The 19,587-nt window shown below is 71.2% G+C and carries 16 protein-coding genes; 3 read left to right on the top strand and 13 right to left on the bottom strand.

What is annotated here, in order from left to right:
* Nucleotides 1-10: 10 nt before the first annotated feature.
* From CWN80_RS06535 to CWN80_RS06505, 7 genes are all read right to left on the bottom strand, one after another.
* Nucleotides 11-1,591, bottom strand: coding sequence for a DUF3352 domain-containing protein (locus CWN80_RS06535; protein ID WP_007925809.1), 1,581 nt, complete (start codon nt 1,589-1,591; stop codon nt 11-13).
* 182 nt (nt 1,592-1,773) lie between these two features.
* Nucleotides 1,774-2,220, bottom strand: a complete 447-nt coding sequence (gene rplI / locus CWN80_RS06530; RefSeq protein WP_007925812.1) for a 50S ribosomal protein L9 — start codon at nt 2,218-2,220, stop codon at nt 1,774-1,776.
* Nucleotides 2,221-2,250: 30 nt separating this feature from the next.
* Nucleotides 2,251-2,487, bottom strand: a complete 237-nt coding sequence (gene rpsR / locus CWN80_RS06525) for a 30S ribosomal protein S18 (protein WP_007925814.1) — start codon at nt 2,485-2,487, stop codon at nt 2,251-2,253.
* Between the two features lie 95 nt (nt 2,488-2,582).
* Entirely contained in the window at nt 2,583-3,185 is a 603-nt protein-coding gene (locus tag CWN80_RS06520; protein ID WP_007925816.1) for a single-stranded DNA-binding protein, read from the bottom strand.
* 75 nt (nt 3,186-3,260) lie between these two features.
* Nucleotides 3,261-3,548, bottom strand: a complete 288-nt coding sequence (gene rpsF / locus CWN80_RS06515) for a 30S ribosomal protein S6 (protein WP_007925817.1) — start codon at nt 3,546-3,548, stop codon at nt 3,261-3,263.
* Between the two features lie 171 nt (nt 3,549-3,719).
* A complete protein-coding gene (locus tag CWN80_RS06510) occupies nt 3,720-4,913 on the bottom strand; it encodes a glycosyltransferase 87 family protein (protein ID WP_128277044.1) in 1,194 nt (397 codons plus the stop codon).
* Between the two features lie 128 nt (nt 4,914-5,041).
* Nucleotides 5,042-7,399 carry a transglycosylase domain-containing protein gene (locus tag CWN80_RS06505; RefSeq protein WP_128277043.1) on the bottom strand — a complete coding sequence of 786 codons (2,358 nt, stop codon included), beginning with the start codon at nt 7,397-7,399 and terminating at the stop codon, nt 5,042-5,044.
* A gap of 165 nt (nt 7,400-7,564) precedes the next feature.
* Between CWN80_RS06505 and CWN80_RS06500 the strand changes: the two genes are divergently transcribed.
* From CWN80_RS06500 to CWN80_RS06490, 3 genes are read left to right on the top strand one after another with little or no spacing between them, the layout of a single operon-like run.
* Nucleotides 7,565-8,161, top strand: a complete 597-nt coding sequence (locus CWN80_RS06500; RefSeq protein WP_238148100.1) for a PadR family transcriptional regulator — start codon at nt 7,565-7,567, stop codon at nt 8,159-8,161.
* On the top strand, nt 8,158-9,252 hold the full coding sequence (locus tag CWN80_RS06495) for an inositol-3-phosphate synthase (RefSeq protein WP_007925826.1): 1,095 nt from the start codon (nt 8,158-8,160) through the stop codon (nt 9,250-9,252). Before CWN80_RS06500 ends, CWN80_RS06495 begins: the two co-directional genes overlap by 4 nt.
* Nucleotides 9,253-9,287: 35 nt before the next feature.
* Nucleotides 9,288-9,506 carry a biotin/lipoyl-binding carrier protein gene (locus CWN80_RS06490; RefSeq protein WP_007925829.1) on the top strand — a complete coding sequence of 73 codons (219 nt, stop codon included), beginning with the start codon at nt 9,288-9,290 and terminating at the stop codon, nt 9,504-9,506.
* 69 nt (nt 9,507-9,575) lie between these two features.
* Here the strand turns inward: CWN80_RS06490 and CWN80_RS06485 are convergent, their stop codons facing one another.
* The 6 genes from CWN80_RS06485 to CWN80_RS06460 form a co-directional block, all read right to left on the bottom strand.
* Complete coding sequence (locus tag CWN80_RS06485; RefSeq protein WP_128277042.1) at nt 9,576-9,869, bottom strand: hypothetical protein; 294 nt, start codon at nt 9,867-9,869, stop codon at nt 9,576-9,578.
* 49 nt (nt 9,870-9,918) lie between these two features.
* Nucleotides 9,919-10,191 (bottom strand): WXG100 family type VII secretion target, encoded by a 273-nt coding sequence (locus CWN80_RS06480; RefSeq protein WP_083853647.1) that lies wholly within the window; start codon nt 10,189-10,191, stop codon nt 9,919-9,921.
* Nucleotides 10,192-10,372: 181 nt separating this feature from the next.
* Entirely contained in the window at nt 10,373-14,770 is a 4,398-nt protein-coding gene (locus CWN80_RS06475) for an FtsK/SpoIIIE domain-containing protein (protein WP_128277041.1), read from the bottom strand.
* Between the two features lie 5 nt (nt 14,771-14,775).
* Nucleotides 14,776-17,163 carry a transglutaminase TgpA family protein gene (locus CWN80_RS06470; RefSeq protein ID WP_192899846.1) on the bottom strand — a complete coding sequence of 796 codons (2,388 nt, stop codon included), beginning with the start codon at nt 17,161-17,163 and terminating at the stop codon, nt 14,776-14,778.
* Nucleotides 17,164-17,168: 5 nt separating this feature from the next.
* Nucleotides 17,169-18,593 carry a DUF58 domain-containing protein gene (locus CWN80_RS06465; RefSeq protein ID WP_128277039.1) on the bottom strand — a complete coding sequence of 475 codons (1,425 nt, stop codon included), beginning with the start codon at nt 18,591-18,593 and terminating at the stop codon, nt 17,169-17,171.
* Nucleotides 18,594-18,606: 13 nt separating this feature from the next.
* Complete coding sequence (locus CWN80_RS06460) at nt 18,607-19,575, bottom strand: AAA family ATPase (protein WP_007929797.1); 969 nt, start codon at nt 19,573-19,575, stop codon at nt 18,607-18,609.
* Nucleotides 19,576-19,587: the final 12 nt, after the last annotated feature.

Here is a 19,587-nt window from a genome sequence, read left to right as displayed (position 1 = left end):
CGCAGCGGGCTCACTTCGTCGTCAGACGGAGGGTGAACTCGGCCTGGTCGCCCTCGCCCCACATCGCGAACCCGACGGCCGACAGCGGCTCGAGGTTGGCCCTGGTCTCGTCGTCCATGTCGGAGCCGAAGGTCTCGACGATCTTGCTGATGTCGGCGTAGGCGACGGTGCCGGCCTTGTCGGCGTCCGGGACGGCGTCCTTGAAAGCGTCGGAGTCACCCAGCCCACTGCCACCGGCGACCTCGTCGGCGTAGCCGGCCGGCGTCGCGACGACGGTGCGGCCATCACCCGCGTCCTTGACCTCGAAGGCCGGACCGCTGGAGTAGCCGGAGGGGCTGCCCTGCGTGCTCCCGACGACCTTGTCGATCAGGCCACGGTCGCCATTGCTGACGAAGGCCACCTTGGGCTCGTCGGCGTCCGGACCGAGCGCGACGGTCGTGTCGCTGCCGACCGCCTTGGCGACGTCCTCGGGCACGGACAGACCGGTCTCGCTCGTGAAGTCGTCGAGGCCCTCCTGCCACTCGTCGCCGAGGCTCTCGCGGGCCGCCTTGTCGATCTCGGGCCAGGCCTTGCGCAGGGACTCGTCGAGGCCGGCGACCGAGAAGGCCGCGAGCGTGCTCGTCGGCAGCTTGCCGATGGAGGTCCCGTCACCCGCGGGCACGCTGCCCTCGGGCAGATCGTTGACCCGACCGGCGATCTCGAGGGTCGGCCCGTCGAAGCGCAGCGCGGCGGCGTACCGCCCCTGGGACTGACCGCTACCCGTGACGTCCTCGCCGATTACCGACTCGAGCTCGGCGGCCCTGGTGCCGTCCATCCACGCCGTCGCGATGCCGTCCTCGCCGAGGTCGGACATGTCCTGCGAGAAGCCGTCGGCCTCCGAGAGCGGGGCGGACGCGGCCTCGTTGACCGCCTTGTCGACGACCCCCTGGTCCTCGCCGCAGAGCACCCACTCGGGCTGGACCGAGCAGTAGGTGCCGTCGCCGGCGAGCTTGCCGATGCCCTGGGTGGCGGCGTCCTGGTCGGTGCTGGCCAGGGCCATGACGACCTCGGGCTCACCGCCGTCGGTCCCCGGGAGCAGCGCGACGCCGACCCGCTGGCCGAGCCACGGCTCGACGTCCTGGGCGTAGTCGACGCCCTCGAACTCGCCGTCCTCCTGCAGCTCCTCGAAGATCTCCTTGCGCAGGTCTCCGTCCTCGTCCATGTCGGCCAGCGGGTCCTGGGCACCCGGGAACTTGCGGGCGAAGCGGAAGGCATCGACCTTCTGGTCCGCGGCGGGGTCCAGATCGAGCTTGGCAAAGGCGAAGGCCGAGGCCGGCAGCGCCTCCTCGGGCTGGGGGCCGCCCCCGTTGATCTTGCTGTAGGCGAAGAGCGCGCCACCGCCGAGGAGGCCGAACGAGAGGACACCTGCGGTGCCGAAGGCGAGCCACTTCAGGCCGGAGCCGGAGCGCGGCGTCGGCTGCTGGGGCGCCTGGCCCCACTGGCCGGCGGGCTGGCCGTAGGGCTGCTGGTACATCGGCTGTCCCTGGTAGGGCTGGCCGTAGCCGGGCTGCTGGCCGTAGCCGGGCTGCTGGCCGTAGGGCGGCATGGTCATGGTGGGCTCCCCGCTCGTCGTGATGTCTTACCAAGACCTTACGGTCGGCGACCGCCCCACGGACATGGGGAGGACTACCCATGAGATGACGACGGCGCCGCCCCTGGGGAGCTCACGCAGGACGCATGACGAAGGGGGGCGACCCACCACACGGTGGATCGCCCCCCTTCGAGCGGGTGTCGTCAGCCGGCGACGATGTCGAGGCTGATCTTCGCCTGGACCTCGGGGTGGAGACGCACGAGCGCCTCGGCCGGGCCCACCGACTTGATCGGGGTCGGGATCTCGATCGTGCGACGGTCGAGCTCCGGGCCACCGGCGGCCGCGACGGCCTCGGCGACCTCGCGGCTGGTCACGGCGCCGAAGAGGCGACCGGACTCACCGGCGTGGGCGCTGATGGTGACCGACTTCGACTCGAGGTTGCCCTTGATCGACGTCGCCTCCTCGAGGGACTTGCCAGCGCGAGCCGCACGGCCGGCGGCGAGCGCCTCGACCTGCTTCTGCGCACCCTTGGTCCACTGCTCCGCGAGACCGCGGCGGTAGAGGAAGTTGCGGGCGTAGCCCGGCTTGACGTCGACGACGTCACCGGCGGTACCGAGGCCGGAGACCTCGTGGGTGAGGATGACCTTCATGTCTGCTCCTGAGTTCTTCGCGGCCGCGGATCAGCGGTTGGACGAGGAGTAGGGCAGCAGCGCCATCTCCCGGGCGTTCTTGACGGCGGTCGCGATGCGACGCTGCTCCTGGACGGAGACGCCGGTGACCCGACGGGCGCGGATCTTCCCGCGGTCGGAGATGAACTTGCGCAGCAGGTTCGCGTCCTTGTAGTCGATGTTCTCGACCTTCGCCGCCTTGAGCGGGTTGGCCTTCTTCTTGGGCTTGCGCACTACGGGCTTGGCCATCGTGGTGCTCTCCTTCGTGTTCACGAGAGCCCGAGGTTGGTCCTCGGGATGGGGGTGGTGTCAGTGCCCGGGCGTACCCGGGCGTGAGAGATCGATCAGAAGGGGGGCTCGTCGTAGCTGGGCGCACTGCCCCAGCCGCCGCCACCCTGGTTGCCGCCGCCCTGGGCAGGAGCCTGCTGGCCGCCGAAGCCGCCACCCTGGGGAGCGCCGCCCTGCTGGCCACCGCTCGCCCACGGGTCGTCCTGCTGGCCGCCGAAGCCGCCACCCTGGGGAGCGCCGCCCTGCTGGCCGCCGCCCCACGAGCCGCCGCCCTGGCCGTCGCCGCCACCGCGCTGGGTCTTCGTCACCTTGGCGGTGGCATAGCGCAGCGACGGGCCGACCTCGTCGACCTGCATCTCCATGACGGAGCGCTTCTGCCCGGTCTCCTTGTCCTCCCACGAGCGGGAGACGAGGCGACCGGTCACGACGACGCGGGTACCACGGGTGAGGGACTCCGCCACGTTTTCAGCGGCCTCGCGCCACACGGAGCAGCGCATGAAGAGCGTCTCCGCGTCCTTCCACTCGTTCGTCTGACGGTCGAACGTGCGGGGGGTGGAGGCAACGGTGAAGTTGGCCACTGCGGCACCACTCGGCGTGAACCGGAGCTCCGGGTCCGCCGTGAGGTTGCCGATAACGGTGATGGGGGTCTCGCCAGCCATGGGTTTCCTTCTCGATCGGTGATCGTCTCAGGTGAGCCTGTCAGCAGACACCGACAGGCCGGAGGGTGAGGCCGCTCAGGCCTCGACGCGCATGAGCTTGGTCCGCAGGACCTGCTCGGAGAGACCCAGCTGCCGGTCGAGCTCCTTGCTCGTCTCCGGCGTGCAGGTCAGGTTGGCGACGGCGTAGAGGCCCTCCGCCTTCTTGTTGATCTCGTAGGCGAGACGACGACGGCCCCAGTGGTCGATCTTGTCCACGCTGCCGCCGTCCTTGGTGACGACGGTGAGGAACTTGTCGAACAGCGGCTGGACGGCCCGCTCGTCGGTCTCGGGGTCGAAGATGACCATGAGCTCGTACTGACGCATGCTGATAACCCGCCTCCTTCGGTCTGAACGGTCACGGTCTCTCCGTGACAGGAGGGTTGTGCATCCGCCCCCGGGCAGGCTCATCGGGCGACGAGCTGACGCAGGGGACCCATCAAGGCTATCGGCTGCACTCCCTTCGCACCAAAGCGTGCCCCGGACGGGCGGCCGACGTCAGACCCCGGCCGGCTCCTGTGGACGGGCATCGAGGCGGGGGCCCGGCTGTGGACGGGGAGCCGGGTTGTCGACGGGGGTGTACCAGACACTCCACAGCAGGAAGCACCACGCGATGGTCCGGCCGAGGACGACGACGGCGTACCAGGGGGCGGGCAACCCCTTGTCCGGGTCGGACGCCGCGCCGATGTGCAGCCACAGCGCACTCGCGTGGACCGCCTCGACGGCGACGAAGCCCAGGTGGGTGCGCCACGAGACGCCCGCGAGGAGCGCGAGCGGCAGCACCCACAGCGCCGCCTGCACCGGCACCGAGGTACCGGTGAGCGCGAGGACCGGCACGCTGAAGGCCGCCACCTGCGCCCACGTCGCCGGGCGCCATGCGCGACGGGCCATGACGACGGCCGCCCAGACGGCGCCCGCCCACCCGACGAGGGCGACGATCGGCGCGACCCGGTCCGGCAGCGGGCGCCCCGCGAGCTCCGGGATCATGAGGATGGAGCCGTAGCCGGGCTTCTCCGCCCACCACGTCTGCAGGGGGCCGAGGACGATGTCAGGGGAGGCGATCGCCAGCACGGCCATGCCGCCCACGGCCGTCGCGAGGGCGATGACGACCGTGCGGACCGCCTCGTCGGTGCGCTCCTCCCGGCGGGCGGCCACGACGAGGGCGATCGCGACGAGGCCGACCCACGCGTGCCCGAGCAGAGCCAGCCCGAGCAGCACGCCCGCCAGGGTCGTGCGACGACGCGCGTCGGCGAGCATCGCCGCCAGGACCAGGGTGACGACGACGAGGTCGGGCGACAGCAGCGCCGCGACGACGTGGATCGGCGACAGCGCGAGCTGGGTCGCCAGGTCGAGCCGCTGCGGACGCAGCCGGCCCACGCACCAGACCGCGACGGCGAGCGCGGCGGTGATGAGCAGCGTCCAGATGACGAGGTACCAGCGCGACGAGTCCAGCCAGTTGCCGTCCGGCACGATGCCGCCGACCAAAGCCATCAGCCCCGACAGCAGCGGCATCTGCTCGAGCCGGACGTCGCCGCCCAGCCAGGCTGGCAGCCCCCGGTCGAGCCCGGCCAGCTGGTACTGCGCCGGCAGGTCGGAGAAGCAGCCCCGCCAGAACTGGTCGTCGCCGTTCCACCCGTTGGCCACGCAGTGGCCCTGACGCAGCACCGCGCCCGAGATCGGGAGCACCGACATCAGGACGATCAGGGGCAGGAGCCGACCCAGACTCCGCTCGCGCCCCGACGCCCGTCGCCCCAGCGGACCACCGATGATCGCGCTGGCGTCCCCGGGCAGGAGGTCGCGCGGCGTCCACTCGCGGGGCACTAGTCGCCTCGGCCCTCGGTCGCACCCCGGCCCGGCGTCAGGCTGGGCAGCGTCGGCTCCGGGGGCTCAGGGGGCTGCGTGGTCGAGGTGGGCTTCGGGGTCGACGAGGTCGGCTTGGGAGTCGACGAGGTCGGCTTCGGGGTCGAGGTCGGCGACTTCGTCGTCGACGTGGACTTCGAGGTCGACGTGGACTTCGACGTCGACGAGGAGCTGCTCGACGAGGACTTCGAGCTCGACGAGGAGCTGCTCGGGGAGCGCGTCGTCGTGGGCGTGGGCGCGGGGGCCTGGGTCGTCGTGATCGGCGCCGGGGCGTCGGTCGGCGGGTCGGTCTGCGGCCGGTACTTGACGTTGCCCGGCGGTGGCAGCCGCTTGACCGGCTCACCCTCGAGCGCGTCGATCATGTAGTCGGTCCAGATCCGCGCCGGCACGGTGCCACCGGTGATCTCTCCGTACTCGCCGACATTGCTCAGCTGGTTTTCTTCGGTGAGCGAGCCGTCGCCCTTGTACATGCCGACGGCGGTCGCGAGCTGGCCCGGGGTGAAGCCGTCGAACCAGGCGGCGTAGTTGTTGGAGGTCGTGCCGGTCTTGCCCCCGACGGGGCGGCCGAGATCGGCGACGGTCGGGTAGGCGGTGCCGCCGGGCTGACCGACGAGGCTCATGGCCTGGATCGTGTCGCGGGCGACGTCCTGGGGGAAGGCCCGCCGCACGTCCTTCTTGACCTTGTAGTCGATGTCGTAGGCGCCCGTGCTCGTCACCGACGAGATGTAGTACGGGGTGGCCCGGCGCCCTTCGGCCGCGATCGTCGCGTAGGCATTGGCCATGTCGATGACCCGGACGGAGTCCGTACCGAAGACATTGCCCGGGCCGTCCGACAGCGGGACCTTCTTGTCACCCTGCCACCCGATGACGCCGGCGTCCTTGGCGGACGCGGCGGTCGACTTCGGGGTGACCGCGAGGTTGAGCTGCGCGTAGTAGGTGTTGACCGACTTCTGGGTCGCCGTGCGCATGTTGACCGGGCCGTACGACGAGTTGCCGTAGTTGACGATGCCACCGGCCCGCTGGATCGGCGTGGCGTCGGAGCCGGAGTAGACGAAGGCCCGGTTGTAGTACGGGCTCGCGCCGCTGTACGTCGTGTACAGCGGGATGCCCTTGCGCAGGGCCGCGATCATCGTGAAGGGCTTCATCGTCGAGCCGGCCTGCATCTTGCCGTCCACGGCCGAGTTGAAGTAGCCGTACTTGCCGCGGCCGAACTTCTCGCCGCCGTACATGACCCGGATCGCCCCGTCGCCCGGCTGCACCGAGGCGAGACCGATGTGGAGGTCCGCGGTCCGGCGCCCCGTCGGCCGGTGCTCCTTGACCGCCTTGACCGCCGCGGCCTGCGCGTCCTTGTCGATCGTCGTGACGATCTTGAAGCCGCCGCGGTCGATGTCCGCGTCGCTCAGCTCGAGGCGGTTGCGCAGCTCGGAGCGCACCTCCTCGGTGATGAAGCCGATGTCATCGGACTTCGCCTGCGATCGCTTGGGCGCCTTGGTCTTCGGGAACTTCTGCTCGGCCCGCTCGGAGGCGGTCATCCAGCCCTGGTCGACCATGCCGTCGAGGACGTAGTTCCACCGGCTCGTCGCCAGCTCGGTCTGCTCCTCGCCGAGGGCGGGGTCGTAGAGCGAGGGGCCGCGGATGACGCTCGCGAGCAGCGCGCCCTCGGAGGGCGTGAGGTCCTCGACGTCCTTGTTGAAGTAGGCCTTGGACGCGGTCTGGATGCCGTCGGCGCCGCGACCGAAGTAGATGGTGTTGAGGTAGTTGGTGAGGATCTCGTCCTTGCTGAGCTCACCGTCGATCTTCACCGACAGGAGGATCTCGCGGCCCTTGCGCTCGAGCGTCTGGTCCTGGGTGAGGAAGTAGTTCTTCACGTACTGCTGGGTGATGGTCGAGCCGCCGCCCCGGTCCTCGCCGGCGAGCGCACCACTCACCGCACGGAAGATGCCCTTGGGCGAGATGCCCCGGTTTTCGTAGAAGCTGCGGTCCTCGGCGGCGAGGAAGGCGTGCTGCACGTGCTCCGGCACCCGGTCGAGCTCGACGGCCTCGCGGTTGACCTTGGCGATCCGGTCCATCTCCGTCTTGCCGTCGGAGTAGTAGATGACCGAGGCCTGCGAGACCGCGTGGTCGTTGGGCTTGGGGATGTCGATGAGCAGGTACGCCGCGACGACCGCGCCGATGCCGAGAGCGACGAGGGCGGTCAGCCCGATGAGGACCTTGCGCAGGATGCGTCGCTTCCCCCGCTTGGGGCGCGCGCTGCTCCGCCGGGACGACGAGCGTCGCCGAGACCGCGCCTCGGCGCGGGAGCGGGGGGAGTCGGACATGAGGGCACCTCTGCACACGCGGGATCACGACTAGACCTCCCCAGTATGAACGCATCGCGGCGCGCCCACCCACGTCGAGTCGATGTATCACCTCGATACATCGGGTACGCTCTCCCCGCACCGAGCCGCCGGCCGGTGGTCCACCGACCGGGCGAAGGGAGTCACGTGCGCCGTCGCGAGATGCTCGAGTTCGCCGTGCTCGGCCTGCTCCACGAGGACCCCCTGCACGGCTACGAGCTGCGCCGTCGGCTCAACACCCGCCTCGGCGCCTTCCGGGCGCTCTCCTTCGGCACGCTCTACCCCTGCCTGGCGAGCCTGCAGGGTCAGGGCCTCGTCGACGGCGACGGCGCGCGTACCGGCGGCGGACGGCGTCAGCGGATCACGTACACGATCACCGAGGCCGGTCGGGCGGCCTTCGCCGAGCTGGCCGGCCGGTCCGACCCGCCGAGCTGGGCCGACGACGCCTTCGACGTGCGGGTCGCCTTCTTCGCGCGCACCGAGCGTGAGGTTCGCCTGCGGATCCTCGAAGGGCGCCGGGCCCGCCTCGCCGAGCAGCTGCGTGCCATGCGCGAGGGCGCCACCCGGGCCGACCGCTGGTCGGCCGCCCTCGCCGCGCACGACGAGGACGCGACCGAGCGCGCCCTCGCGTGGCTCGACGAGCTCATCGACGCCGAGCGCCGAGAGCCCCACGCCCGCCCGGGCACCCTCAGCGACCCATCGCACCCAGCCTTCAACCCGCCCCCCACCAAGGAGAACCCATGACTGCCATCCGTGTCGCCATCGTCGGCGTCGGCAACTGCGCGAGCTCGCTCGTCCAGGGTGTCGAGTACTACAAGGACGCCGACCCGTCGGGCACCGTGCCCGGCCTCATGCACGTGACCTTCGGCGACTACCACGTCTCGGACGTGCAGTTCGTCGCCGCCTTCGACGTCGACGACAAGAAGGTCGGCAAGGACCTCGCCGAGGCGATCAACTCCTCGGAGAACAACACGATCAAGATCGCGGACGTCCCGACGACCGGCGTCACGGTGCAGCGCGGCCACACCCTCGACGGCATCGGCAAGTACTACGCGCTGACGATCGACGAGTCCCCGGCCGAGCCGGTCGACGTCGTCCAGGCGCTCAAGGACGCCGAGGTCGACGTGCTCGTCTCCTACCTGCCGGTCGGCTCCGAGGAGGCGGACAAGTTCTACGCGCAGTGCGCGATCGACGCCGGCGTCGCCTTTGTCAACGCGCTGCCCGTCTTCATCGCGTCCGACCCGGAGTGGGCCCAGAAGTTCGAGGACGCCGGTGTCCCGATCATCGGCGACGACATCAAGAGCCAGGTCGGCGCGACGATCACGCACCGCGTCATGGCCAAGCTCTTCGAGCAGCGCGGCGTGGTCCTCGACCGCACCTACCAGCTCAACGTCGGCGGCAACATGGACTTCAAGAACATGCTCGAGCGCGAGCGCCTGGAGTCGAAGAAGATCTCCAAGACGCAGGCGGTCACGTCCAACCTCGACGGCCCGCTCGCCGGCGTCGGGGCCGACGACCGCAACGTCCACATCGGCCCGTCGGACTACGTCGCCTGGCTCGACGACCGCAAGTGGGCCTATGTCCGCCTCGAGGGTCGCGCCTTCGGCGACGTGCCGCTCAACCTCGAGTACAAGCTCGAGGTCTGGGACTCCCCCAACAGCGCCGGCATCATCATCGACGCGATCCGCGCGGCGAAGATCGCCAAGGACCGCGGCGTCGGCGGCGCCCTGCTGTCCGCGAGCAGCTACCTCATGAAGTCCCCGCCGGAGCAGCGCGAGGACACCGAGGGTCGGGCCAAGCTCGAGGCCTTCATCGCCGGCACCGAGGAGCGCTGACCGGAGCTCGACGCCGGCCCGCTAGCCTGTGTGCCATGGGTCACAGGGTCGAGTCGGAGCTGGTCGCCAACGTCATCGCCGTGCAGGTGGCGGCCGACCAGGTCGTCGCCGTGGGTGACGAGCTCGTCCTCCTCGAGTCGATGAAGATGGAGATCCCCGTGCTCTCCGAGCGCTCCGGGCGGGTGGCCGAGGTCAAGGTCGCCCCCGGCGACGTCGTCCAGGAGGGCGAGGTGCTCGTCGTCATCGACGACTGACCTGCGCACACGACGAAGGGTGGGTCCGACCATGCGGTCGGACCCACCCTTCGGTGCGTGTGGTGGCGATCAGGCGCCGCGCCCGCCGCCGCCCGAGCCCTCGGTCTGCTGGTCGGCCTGCTCGACGGCCTGCTTGGCGTAGGCGTCGATGGAGTCCTGCGCGCTCTGGAGCGCCTTGACGGCGTCCTGCCAGGAGCTGGTGAACTGCTCGGAGTCCGTGCCGAGCCAGTTCTCCGCCAGAGTGGCGGCCTGCGAGGTGCCGCTGGTGGCGACCTCGCCGATCTTGCCGGACTGGGTGGTCAGCTGCTGGGCCACCTCCTTGATCTTGGCAACATCCATTCCGTCGGTCAGGTTTCCGCTCATCTCAGTGTCCCTTCAAGTCTGTGTGGTTCGAAGCTGTCGGTGTGGTCGCTCAGCGGTTGGAGATCTCGCCCTGCTGGGTGGTCTCGTGCTGGAGCTGCTCGCTCAGCGCGTCGAGCATCTGCTTGATCTTCTCGAGCTGCGGGCGGTGCTGGGACTCCCACTCCGAGACGAACTTCTCCGAGTCGGCGCCGTTCCAGGCCTCGTTGGCCGCCTGGACCTGGGTGTTGACGTTGGTGATCACGGTGCCGAGGTCCTCGGCGAGGTTCTGCCACTTCGGCAGCTCACCCTTGACGACGTCGAGGTTCATTCCGAGCCAACCCATTGTGTCCTCCTGCTGTAGATGCTGATCGTGATGTGTGGATCTGTGCTGCTCACTCGAGCGATCCCTCCGCCCGACTGAGGTCAACACTAGGGAAGGTCCGCGGGGAGGTACATGGGGAGAACTCCCCCGACCTCCACCGCACCGGCACCTGCCCGTCGATACCGTTGCGGCACAACGGAATTCATGATCTCCCCAGTCCGCCGGGGAGCGCCATCTGGGCGATCAGCGACTTGCCGCGACGCACGATGACCCCTCGGCCCTCGGGCATGACGACCCGTGCCAGCGGCGGGAAGTTGGTCTTGAAGATCATCGACGACTCGGACCCGTCGGGCGCCAGCGCGATGCCCGACCGGCTGGCCTTGACCAGGCCAGGCAGGCCCATGCTCGTGCTCAGCGCGCTCGGGTCGGCCTCACCGATGACGAAGTGGTCGTTGTCGACGAGCGGCTTGATCGCCTCCTGCAGCGGCATCTGGAAGGGCGGCGCGTTGAGGTCGTCGAGCTTTTCGCACACGAGCACCTGCCGGGGGGAGCTCTCGTCGAGCGCCCGCTCCTTGAGCGTCGCGCACAGCTCCTTGATGTCGTCCTCGCGGGTCGCGGAGGCGTCGATCTCGGGGAGGCCGAGCAGCTCCGAGTTGCGGCGCAGCGTGATGAGACTGACCTGGCAGGTGGGGTCCCACCGCTTGACCGCACGCACGAGCTGGACGACCGCCGTGGTCCGTCCGCTCCCGGGCGGGCCGGTCACGATGAAGCCACCGCGTGGGTCGATGGTCACCGGGGCCATCGCGTCGGAGCTCATCGCCATGACGGGCAGACCGTCGACCTGGGCCGGCATGCTCGCTGCCGGCACGACCTCCGGCAGCGAGGCGATCGGCTCGGCCGGTCGCACTCCCGACTTCGTCATGGTCTCGGCGAAACCGCGGACCATGCGCGACTGCTCGGAGGCGTCGTGGGTGCCGCCGAGGACGGCCACCTGGACCTCGCGCTTCTTGAAGATGCCTCGGCCGGGCGGCGACTCCGGCGTGAGCACGTCGGTCGGCACGCCGAGGAAGGAGTAGTCGTCCTCGGTCGCCATGCGCAGCACGAAGCGCGACTGGACCGAGGAGCCCATGGCGACCGGCAGCCCGTTGCGGGCGTCGACCGACAGGACGAAGTGGACACCCACCGGGCGCCCGTCGGCGAGGAGCGAGGTGAAGGCGTCGAGCCACTTCATGAGCGCTCCCGCCGACTCGTAGGCATTGCGGAAGGCGGTGAGCCCGTCGACGAGGACGAAGATCCGCGGCTCGTCGGTGCGGCCGGTGATCTTGCGGTACTGCGTGATCGTCGTGGCATTGGCGGCCGAGTAGCGGATGGCGCGCTCGTCGATCGTCTCGCGGAGCGTCGTGATGAGTCGCTTGACCCGCTCCTCGTCCTGACCCGAGATGATGCTGCCGACGTGCGGCAGGTCCTCGAGCATCGACAGGCCGCGGTTGCCGAAGTCGAGGCCGTAGACGTGACAGGGCCCGCCGCGCACGGTGAAGCCCGCCGCGATGGCGATGGTCCGCAGGAAGGTGCTCTTGCCCGAGCCCGACGCACCGTAGACCGCGAGGTTGCCCTCGACGTCCGGGCGGAAGGAGATCGACGGCTGGCTCTGCCGTTCGGGGTTGTCGGCGATGCCGATGACCAGCTCGTCGTCGCGGCGGTCCGTCGGCAGCTTGGCCAGCTCGTAGACCTCCTCGAGCTCGGGCAGCCACGGCTTGCGGGGGATCGGGATCTCCGCCTCGACCCGGGCCCGCTCGACGGTCTCGACGACCCGCTGGATGTCGGTCGGGCCGAGGTCGGCATCCTCGTCCCCCTTCGGCTTGGCGGGCAGCTCCCACGCGACCGGAGCACCGAAGGTCAGCGTCGAGACGAGCATGTCCGGCGGTGGCGGCGTGTTGCTCGTCCACCCACCGGCGTAGCCGGTCTGGAAGGGCACGAGACGACCCGGTCCCGACTTGGCCATCGCCCGGCCCGGCAGGCCGGGGTCGAAGTAGGCCGCGTCCGGCGTGCCGAGGACGTCGGTCGAGTCATCGGTGTCGGCCATCCGCAGCGCCATGCGCAGGTTGGTGTTGGCGCGCAGGTTGTCCTTGATGACGCCCGCGGGGCGCTGCGTCGCGAGGATGAGGTGGATGCCGAGCGAGCGACCTCGCTGGGCGATGTTGACGACGCCGTCGACGAAGTCGGGCACCTCCTGCACGAGCGCGGCGAACTCGTCGACGACGATGATCAGGCTCGGCGGGGCCTCGACCTCGCCGCGACGCTCGAGCTCGACGAGGTCCTTGGCCTTGAAACGGGCCAGCAGGTGCTCGCGGTAGTGCAGCTCCGCCGAGAGCGACTCCAGGGCCCGTCGCACCAGGTGCGGCGACAGGTCGGTCACCATGCCGACGGTGTGCGGCAGCTGGACGCAGTCGCGGAAGGCCGAACCACCCTTGTAGTCCACGAGCAGGAAGGTCACCCGCTGCGGGCTGTTGGCCGTCGCCATGCCGAGGATCCACGCCTGGAGCAGCTCGGACTTGCCGGCACCGGTGGTCCCGCCGACGAGGGCGTGCGGCCCGTCGGTGCGCAGGTCGACGCTGTGCGTGCCGAGCGCGGACTGACCGATGACGGCGCGAAGGGAGCCCGGCTTGCGGCTCGGGGTCGGCGGCGCGTGCCGGCCGGTGAGGATCGAACGGTTTTCGTTCCACCGCTCGATGACGGCCATCTCGGACTGGGCGATCTCGGTCCCGACGAGAGCGAGGTAGGAGACCGACCGCGGGATGTCGGAGTCGTCCTGGGCGAGCGCGCTGGAGTCGGTGATCGGTGCGAGCTGGCGGGCGATGGTCTCGGCGTCGGCCGGCGCGAGCAGGTCCGCCTGCACGTCCGTCGCCACCTGCGCGGGCCCGACCCAACCGACCCGGCAGGCGCCCCCGTCGGCGACCTCGACGAAGGTGCGGCAGGCCGCCGGCAGCTGCTCGGTGACGGGCGCGACCCAGATGACGACGACGCCCTGCTGCCAGCCCGTCTCGGCGAGCTGCACCAGGCGGGCCCGGTCGACCGGCGCGTCGTTCTCCACGAGGACGACGACCGCCGGGCCGCTGCGCGTGTCGTTGCTCCCGGCGGCGCCGGCGACGAGGCCCTCGAGCTGCTCCATGACCGCAGAGCACCCGGGGCCGGAGCTGGCCGTGTGCTGCACGTCGAGCGGGCTCTGCGGCGAGGAGGTGTGGGGTACCCACTTGAGCCAGTCCCAGTCACGCGCCGACGTCGTCGAGGTGAGCGCGCACAGGACGACCTCGGCCGGCGAGTGCGCGGCGAGGGTCTGGACGACGAGCGAGCGGGCCAGGCCGAGGGCCGCGTCGCGCGGTCCCGAGACGCCGATGGCGCCGTCGAGCAGCGGGTGAGCCGTCACCGGCACGTCGGCGACGACGCCGAGGCCCTGCATGAGGGTCGAGACCTCGAGCCACGCCTCGGCGCGGGTCCGCCCCATCTTGGGCAGCTTGATCTCGCTGCGGCTCGGCCGCACGCCCAGACCGAGGCGGTACTCGAGGAAACCGGGCTCCCCCGGCCGCCGGGTCCACATGAGCGGGTGGTGGGCGGCAACCGCCTGGCCGAACTGCGCGACGGCCGGGTGCTCCTGCCGACGCACGTCGTGCTCGCGGTCGAGCTCGGTCTCGATGTCCTCGACGAGGTAGCCCACGTCCTCGCGGAAGTCGACCATCGCCTCCTCGAAGTCCAACCGCACGCGCCGCTTGGACTCCCACGCGTTGGCGAGCATCATCATCGGCATCATGAGCATGAACATGATCGTGAAGCGCGAGCGGGTGATGGCGAAGAGGGTCGCGCCCATGAAGACCGGCACGATCATCATCGCCAGGGGGATGCGCTGCGGCTTGCCGCGCTCGGGCAGCTCCGGCACCTCGAACTGCAGACCCTGGTAGACGGGTGCGATCCGGGGCGAGCGGACGAAGGCGACGTCACCGGACTCGGTGCGGGTGACGCCCGCGGCCGCGGTCCGGGCCGAGATCTCGAAGGTCGTGTCACCGATGGTGAAGGTCTCGCCCTCGCGCAGGATCGCCCGGTCGACCTGCTCGTCGCCGACGACGACGCCGTTGGACGAGCCGAGGTCGGTCACCTCGACGACGTCCGCGACGAGCAGCTTGGCGTGACGTCGCGAGACGGAGGCGTCGTTGATCTGCACCTCGCAGCCGCGACCACGCCCGACGTGCGAGGTCCCCCGCTGGAGCGGGTACTCCCGACCGGTGTCCGGCCCGGCGACGACCCGCGCGATGGCGATGGGGGCCTCGGTGTCCTTGTACCCCGAGGACCGACGGGTCACCGCGAGGTGGGCCCCGGAGTGCAGGCCCGACTCCTGGACCGTGGTGTGCGGGTCGACGGCCCGGTGGTTTTCGTCGACCAGCGCCAGCGTCAGCTCACCGAGGTCCGCGTGCCCGGGCGTGACCCCGGACCGCTGCCGCTCGGGGTCGGCGAGGACGAGGTGCTCGGCGAGGTCACCGACCGTCGTGCGGCCGTCGACGGTCGCGACGAGGTCCGTGTCCTGGTTGTCGGACCCGCGGAGGGTGAACATCAGCTTCATCGGAGCGCCTTCCGGGAGGGGGCGGTGGTGTGGTCGTGGAGCCCGATGTCCTCCTGGCGGGACAACAGCGGGCGCGGGTCGAAGATCGTGCGGACCCGGGTGACGAAGGGAGCCTCGCGCCGCAGCCGACGGCGCACCCGGCGCAGCTCGGCCTGCCACGCGGTGACCTCGGCCGGCTGGGGCGGCGCCTCGCCGAAGACGAGGGCATCGGCCCGCATCGCCGCGGGCACCGCGTCGACGGCGGGCCCGAGGGCCCGGGCCTGCTCGATGCGGGTACCGCCGGCCGGGAGCGTGTGGCCGAGGACCCGCGCCTCCTCGACGAGGTCGTTCCACGCGCGACCGACCCTGCGGTCGGGCGTGCCGCGCCGCAGCCGGACGGCCCGACGCACGGCCGTGACGAGCGGGGTGAGGAGCAGCAGGAGGAGCGGGATGCCGACGAAGATCCCGAGCAGCTGGGCCCACAGGGGCCACGTCGACGGCGCGGACCAGTCGACGACCGGCTCCGGCGGGGGCGGGGGCGGCGGGGGCGGCGGCGGGGGCGGCTCGACGGCCGGCGCCTCCCACGGGGTCGTGTCCGTGCCGGCGGGGGTCGCCTGCTCGGCCATGTCGGGGATAAAGGTCTGCGGCAGCACCTGGAACCAGCTGCCGTCGGCCTGCTGGACCTCGACCCAGGCGTGGATGTCACGGCCGCGGATGACGCCGTCGTCGGTCGCGGTCGCCCCGACGACGATCCGGGTCGGGATGCCCAGCCGGTTGCCGATGAGGCCCAGCGTCGAGGCGTACTGCTCGTCGTTGCCGGCGAGCGGGTCGGAGTTGAGGAAGGCGTCGAGACGCCCGAGGCCGTGCCCGGCGGGGAAGCGCTGCGTCTGCGCCGCGAGGTCGTCGTCGCCCGAGGGCGCGTGGTCACCCGTCGCCGGCGTCCCGTCCGTGTAGGTGCCCTCCTCGCGCAGGGTCGTCGCGATGTTGCGGAACTGCCCCCACCGGTCGGTGGCGTCCCCCTTCCACGCCGCGATGCGCCCGTCGACGAAGGAGGCGTCCCCCGAGATCGGCATGCTGCCCGAGGCCACGGGCAGGGACTCGGGGAGGGCACCGGCCCCCTTCGGCGGGAGCTCGGTGCGCACCTCGTAGCCGTCACCCGGGCGGATCGCCGGCGGTACGAGCACGGTGTTGGTGCTGAGGTTGAGCCAGGCCTGCCCCTCGAGCCGCTCCTGCGTGTCGTCGAGGAACTCGATGCCCTCGACCCGACCGGTCGTGAGCACCCACGAGCCGGTGTAGCCACCCTCCGGGACGGTCACCTTGACCTGCGTCGTGTCGTCGCTGGCGAGCACGCCGACCCGGCGGCCGAACTGCTGGAAGGAGCGGCCGGCGTCGGCCCGGTCGGAGCCGCGGCCGGCGATGCCCCACGTCGACCCGTCCCACGTGTCGAGCGTGGCCAGCCGCATCGGCGTCGTCGCCGGGACACCGTCGACCTGGAGCAGCTGACGGTCGTAGAGGCCCGTCGGGCTCGTCGCCGTGAACTCGCGGTACCGCGAGAGCGGCGAGGCCAGGACATTGGTGTCGTGCCCCGGCACGACATCGGTGCGCACGACCTGCCGCTCACCACCGCTGCCCGGCAGGTGCGGGCCGAGGAGCCCGCCGACGAGCGCGGCGACGCCGAGCAGGACGGCCCCCGCGACGACGCGCGACAGCGCCGGGCGACGGGCCCCCGGACGGGCGATGCCGACCTCCGGGTCGAGGTGGTCGCGGGCGACGCACCACGCGACGAGGAGGAGGACGAAGACCAGACCCTGCACCCACGGGGACGCCGGAGCGCTCGTGCCGAGGGCGATCGTCACCGTGAGGAGGACGAAGGGAGCCACCCCCAGTCGCAGTCGCGAGCTGGTCACGCGGGCGGTCGCGTAGGTCGTCGCGGTGCCGACGAGCGCGAGGAAGAAGGGGACGGCGAGGACGTGGCCCCGGGCGTCCACGGGCGGCACGAGGGTCAGCAGGTCCATCCAGCCGCGGGTCGGCCCCGCGAGCAGGTCGCGAAAGGTCGTCCCCGTGGGCAGGAAGCCCCACTTCACGTCGTCGCGGACGGCGAGCGGCCCGCCGAGGAGGAAGTAGAGGACCGCCCCGAGCGCGGTCGTCGCGACGAGGGGCCACCGGTAGGTGCCCTGGATGTGCCCGAGCACGAGCCCGAGCAGGACACCTGCGGCAGCGGCCTGCCACCACTCCCAGCCGAAGACCACCGTGCGCAGCCCGACGAGCGCGCACGCGACGAGCGCGATGGTGAAGACGGTGTCGACCCAGTGGGCGGCACCCGGCCGCATCCGGCCGAGGGTCGCGCGCACCTTTTCGCCGGTCGTCTGCTGGGGCTTGATCATCCCCGGCTTGGGAGCACCCATGAAACTCATGCCGGGACCAGTCCCGTGACGACGTCGGTGAGGTCGCCGAGCTCGGCGAGGGTGACGACCGTGAGGCCGCGCACCCGACGCACGGTCGCACTGGCCGTCGGGTCGACGATGACGGCGACCTTGTGCACCTCGGTCTCGAACTCGCCGAGGCACTGCTGGATCTCGAGGAAGGCCCGCGCCGGGCCGGTGCACAGCACGGCGACCGACGAGTCCGGGGCGTGATGGACGACGACCCGGGCCGACCGGACGAGGTCGACCCGACCGAGCGTCGCCGTCGTCAGGGTGTCGAGGACCAGCGGGACCGTGGTGCGCGAGGCGAGCCCGTCGCGGCACACGACCGTCGCCTCCTGCTCGTCCTTGATCGACTGGACCATGAGGGAGGCCGCCACAGCGATGGCGGTCTCCACGTCCCCTTCGCCATCGGTGTACATCGCCGGGTCGGCGTCGACGACGACACCCAGGTGCGACCGACGCGTCTCCTGGAACTGGCGCACGAAGAGCTGGCCGTGCTTGGCGGAGGAGCGCCAGTGGATGTGGCGACGGTCGTCGCCCGGCTCGTACTCGCGCAGGGCGTGGAAGGAGATGTCCGCCATCGACAGCTCGGGCGTCGCCTCGCCCTCGAGGTCACGCAGCAGGCCGTGGGCGCCGGACTCGAGCGCGACCCGCCGCGGGTGCACGTGCATGATCTGCTGCTCGCCGAAGGTCGCGGTCCGGCGGGTGATGCCGAGCGGGTCACCGACGACGGTCGTCGGCGGCCCCACGGGGACGGCCCCGCGGCGCGGCGTCGCGATGGGGAAGGAGGTGCGGTGCTGTGCCCCCTTGCGCAGCAGCGGCACGGGGATCAGCTCGTCGTGGTCACCGACCGGCAGCCGCACGAGCGAAGGGAGCATCGTGCGCCGCGAGGCATTGGTGAGGACGACGTGGCCCTGCGCCAGGTCGCCGATCTCCGCCCGGACCGGCTCGACGACGAGCGTGACGTCCGCCTTGTGACGACCGAGCGAGACCAGCACGCACACCGCGACGAGGGTGAGGAGGGTCGCCGCCATGATCGTCAGCTCGACCCACCCGAGGACCGCGCCGAGCACCCACAGCAGGACGCCGAGCGCGAGCAGGGTCCAGCCGAGTGGGGTGACCCAGTCCAGCCGACCGCCGAACCACGTGCGACGGACCCGCTCGTCCGTCGCCGCGACACCGGAGCGGACCGCCCGGCCCGCGCCACGACCGGCCGCGACGACCGACGCGCCGGGCAGGGTGACGGTGCGGCGGGCGCCGGTGGCACGCAGCTTCGACGACTCCGCCATCTGCTGCAGCCGGGCCTCGTGCTTCGACGGGCCCGTGGGGGTCGCCGGAGTATCGGGCGCGCGGACGCGACCGCGCCCACGAGGGGCGTCGGGCGGCGGGGTCGGCAGTCCGGTCGTCATCGAGGACTGCTGGTCAGGCGACGCGCTCGGTCGGCGGGGCGACCTCGCCGAGCACGCGGCCGATGACGTCACCGACGCGGACGCCCGCGAACTCCGCCTCGGCGGACAGCAGCAGGCGGTGGCTCATGACCGGCTCGGCGAGCATCTTGATGTCGTCGGGCACGACGTGCGTCCGGCCCTGGCTGAGCGCCCAGGTCTTGGCGCAGCGCACGAAGGCCAGGCAGCCACGCACCGACAGACCGAGGCGCACGTTGGGGTGACGCCGCGTCTCCTCCGCGATCCGGGAGACGTAGGCGAGGATCGCCGCGTCGACGTGCACCTGGTCCGCGAGCTTGGCCATGTCACCCACGACCTTCGTCGTGACGACCGGGCGCAGACCGCGAGCCCGGTCACGACGAGCGGCGTCGGCGAGCACGGCGACCGTCGCCTCGTGGTCGGGGTAGCCGAGCGAGGTCTTCATGAGGAAGCGGTCGAGCTGGGCCTCCGGCAGGCGATAGGTGCCCGCCTGCTCAATGGGGTTCTGCGTCGCGACGACCATGAAGGGCACGCCGACCTCGTGGGTCGTCCCGTCGATCGTCACCCGGCCCTCCTCCATGACCTCGAGGAGCGCCGACTGCGTCTTGGGCGAGGCCCGGTTGATCTCGTCGGCGAGGACGATCGAGGCGAAGACCGGCCCCTTGTGCAGGTCGAAGCGCTTGCTCTGCTGGTCGTAGATCGTCACGCCGGTGACATCGCTGGGCAGCAGGTCCGGGGTGAACTGGATGCGGCTGTTGGTGCCCTGGACTGTCGCGGCCAGCGCCCTGGCCAGCTGCGTCTTGCCCGTCCCCGGGTAGTCCTCGAGGAGGAGGTGGCCCTCGGAGAGCAGGCAGGTGAGGGCCAGCCGCACCACGTGCTGCTTGCCGAGGACGACCTGGTCGATGTTGCCGACCATCTGCTGGAAGGCCTGGCTGAACCACCCGGCCTGCTCCTGGGAGACGCTCATCGTTCCTGCTTC

This window comes from Janibacter hoylei PVAS-1, from assembly GCF_004025845.1.
Taxonomy (GTDB): Bacteria; Actinomycetota; Actinomycetes; order Actinomycetales; family Dermatophilaceae; genus Janibacter; species Janibacter hoylei.
The sequence above is the reverse complement of the archived record's forward strand: the minus strand, read 5'-3'. Positions and strand labels throughout refer to the sequence as shown.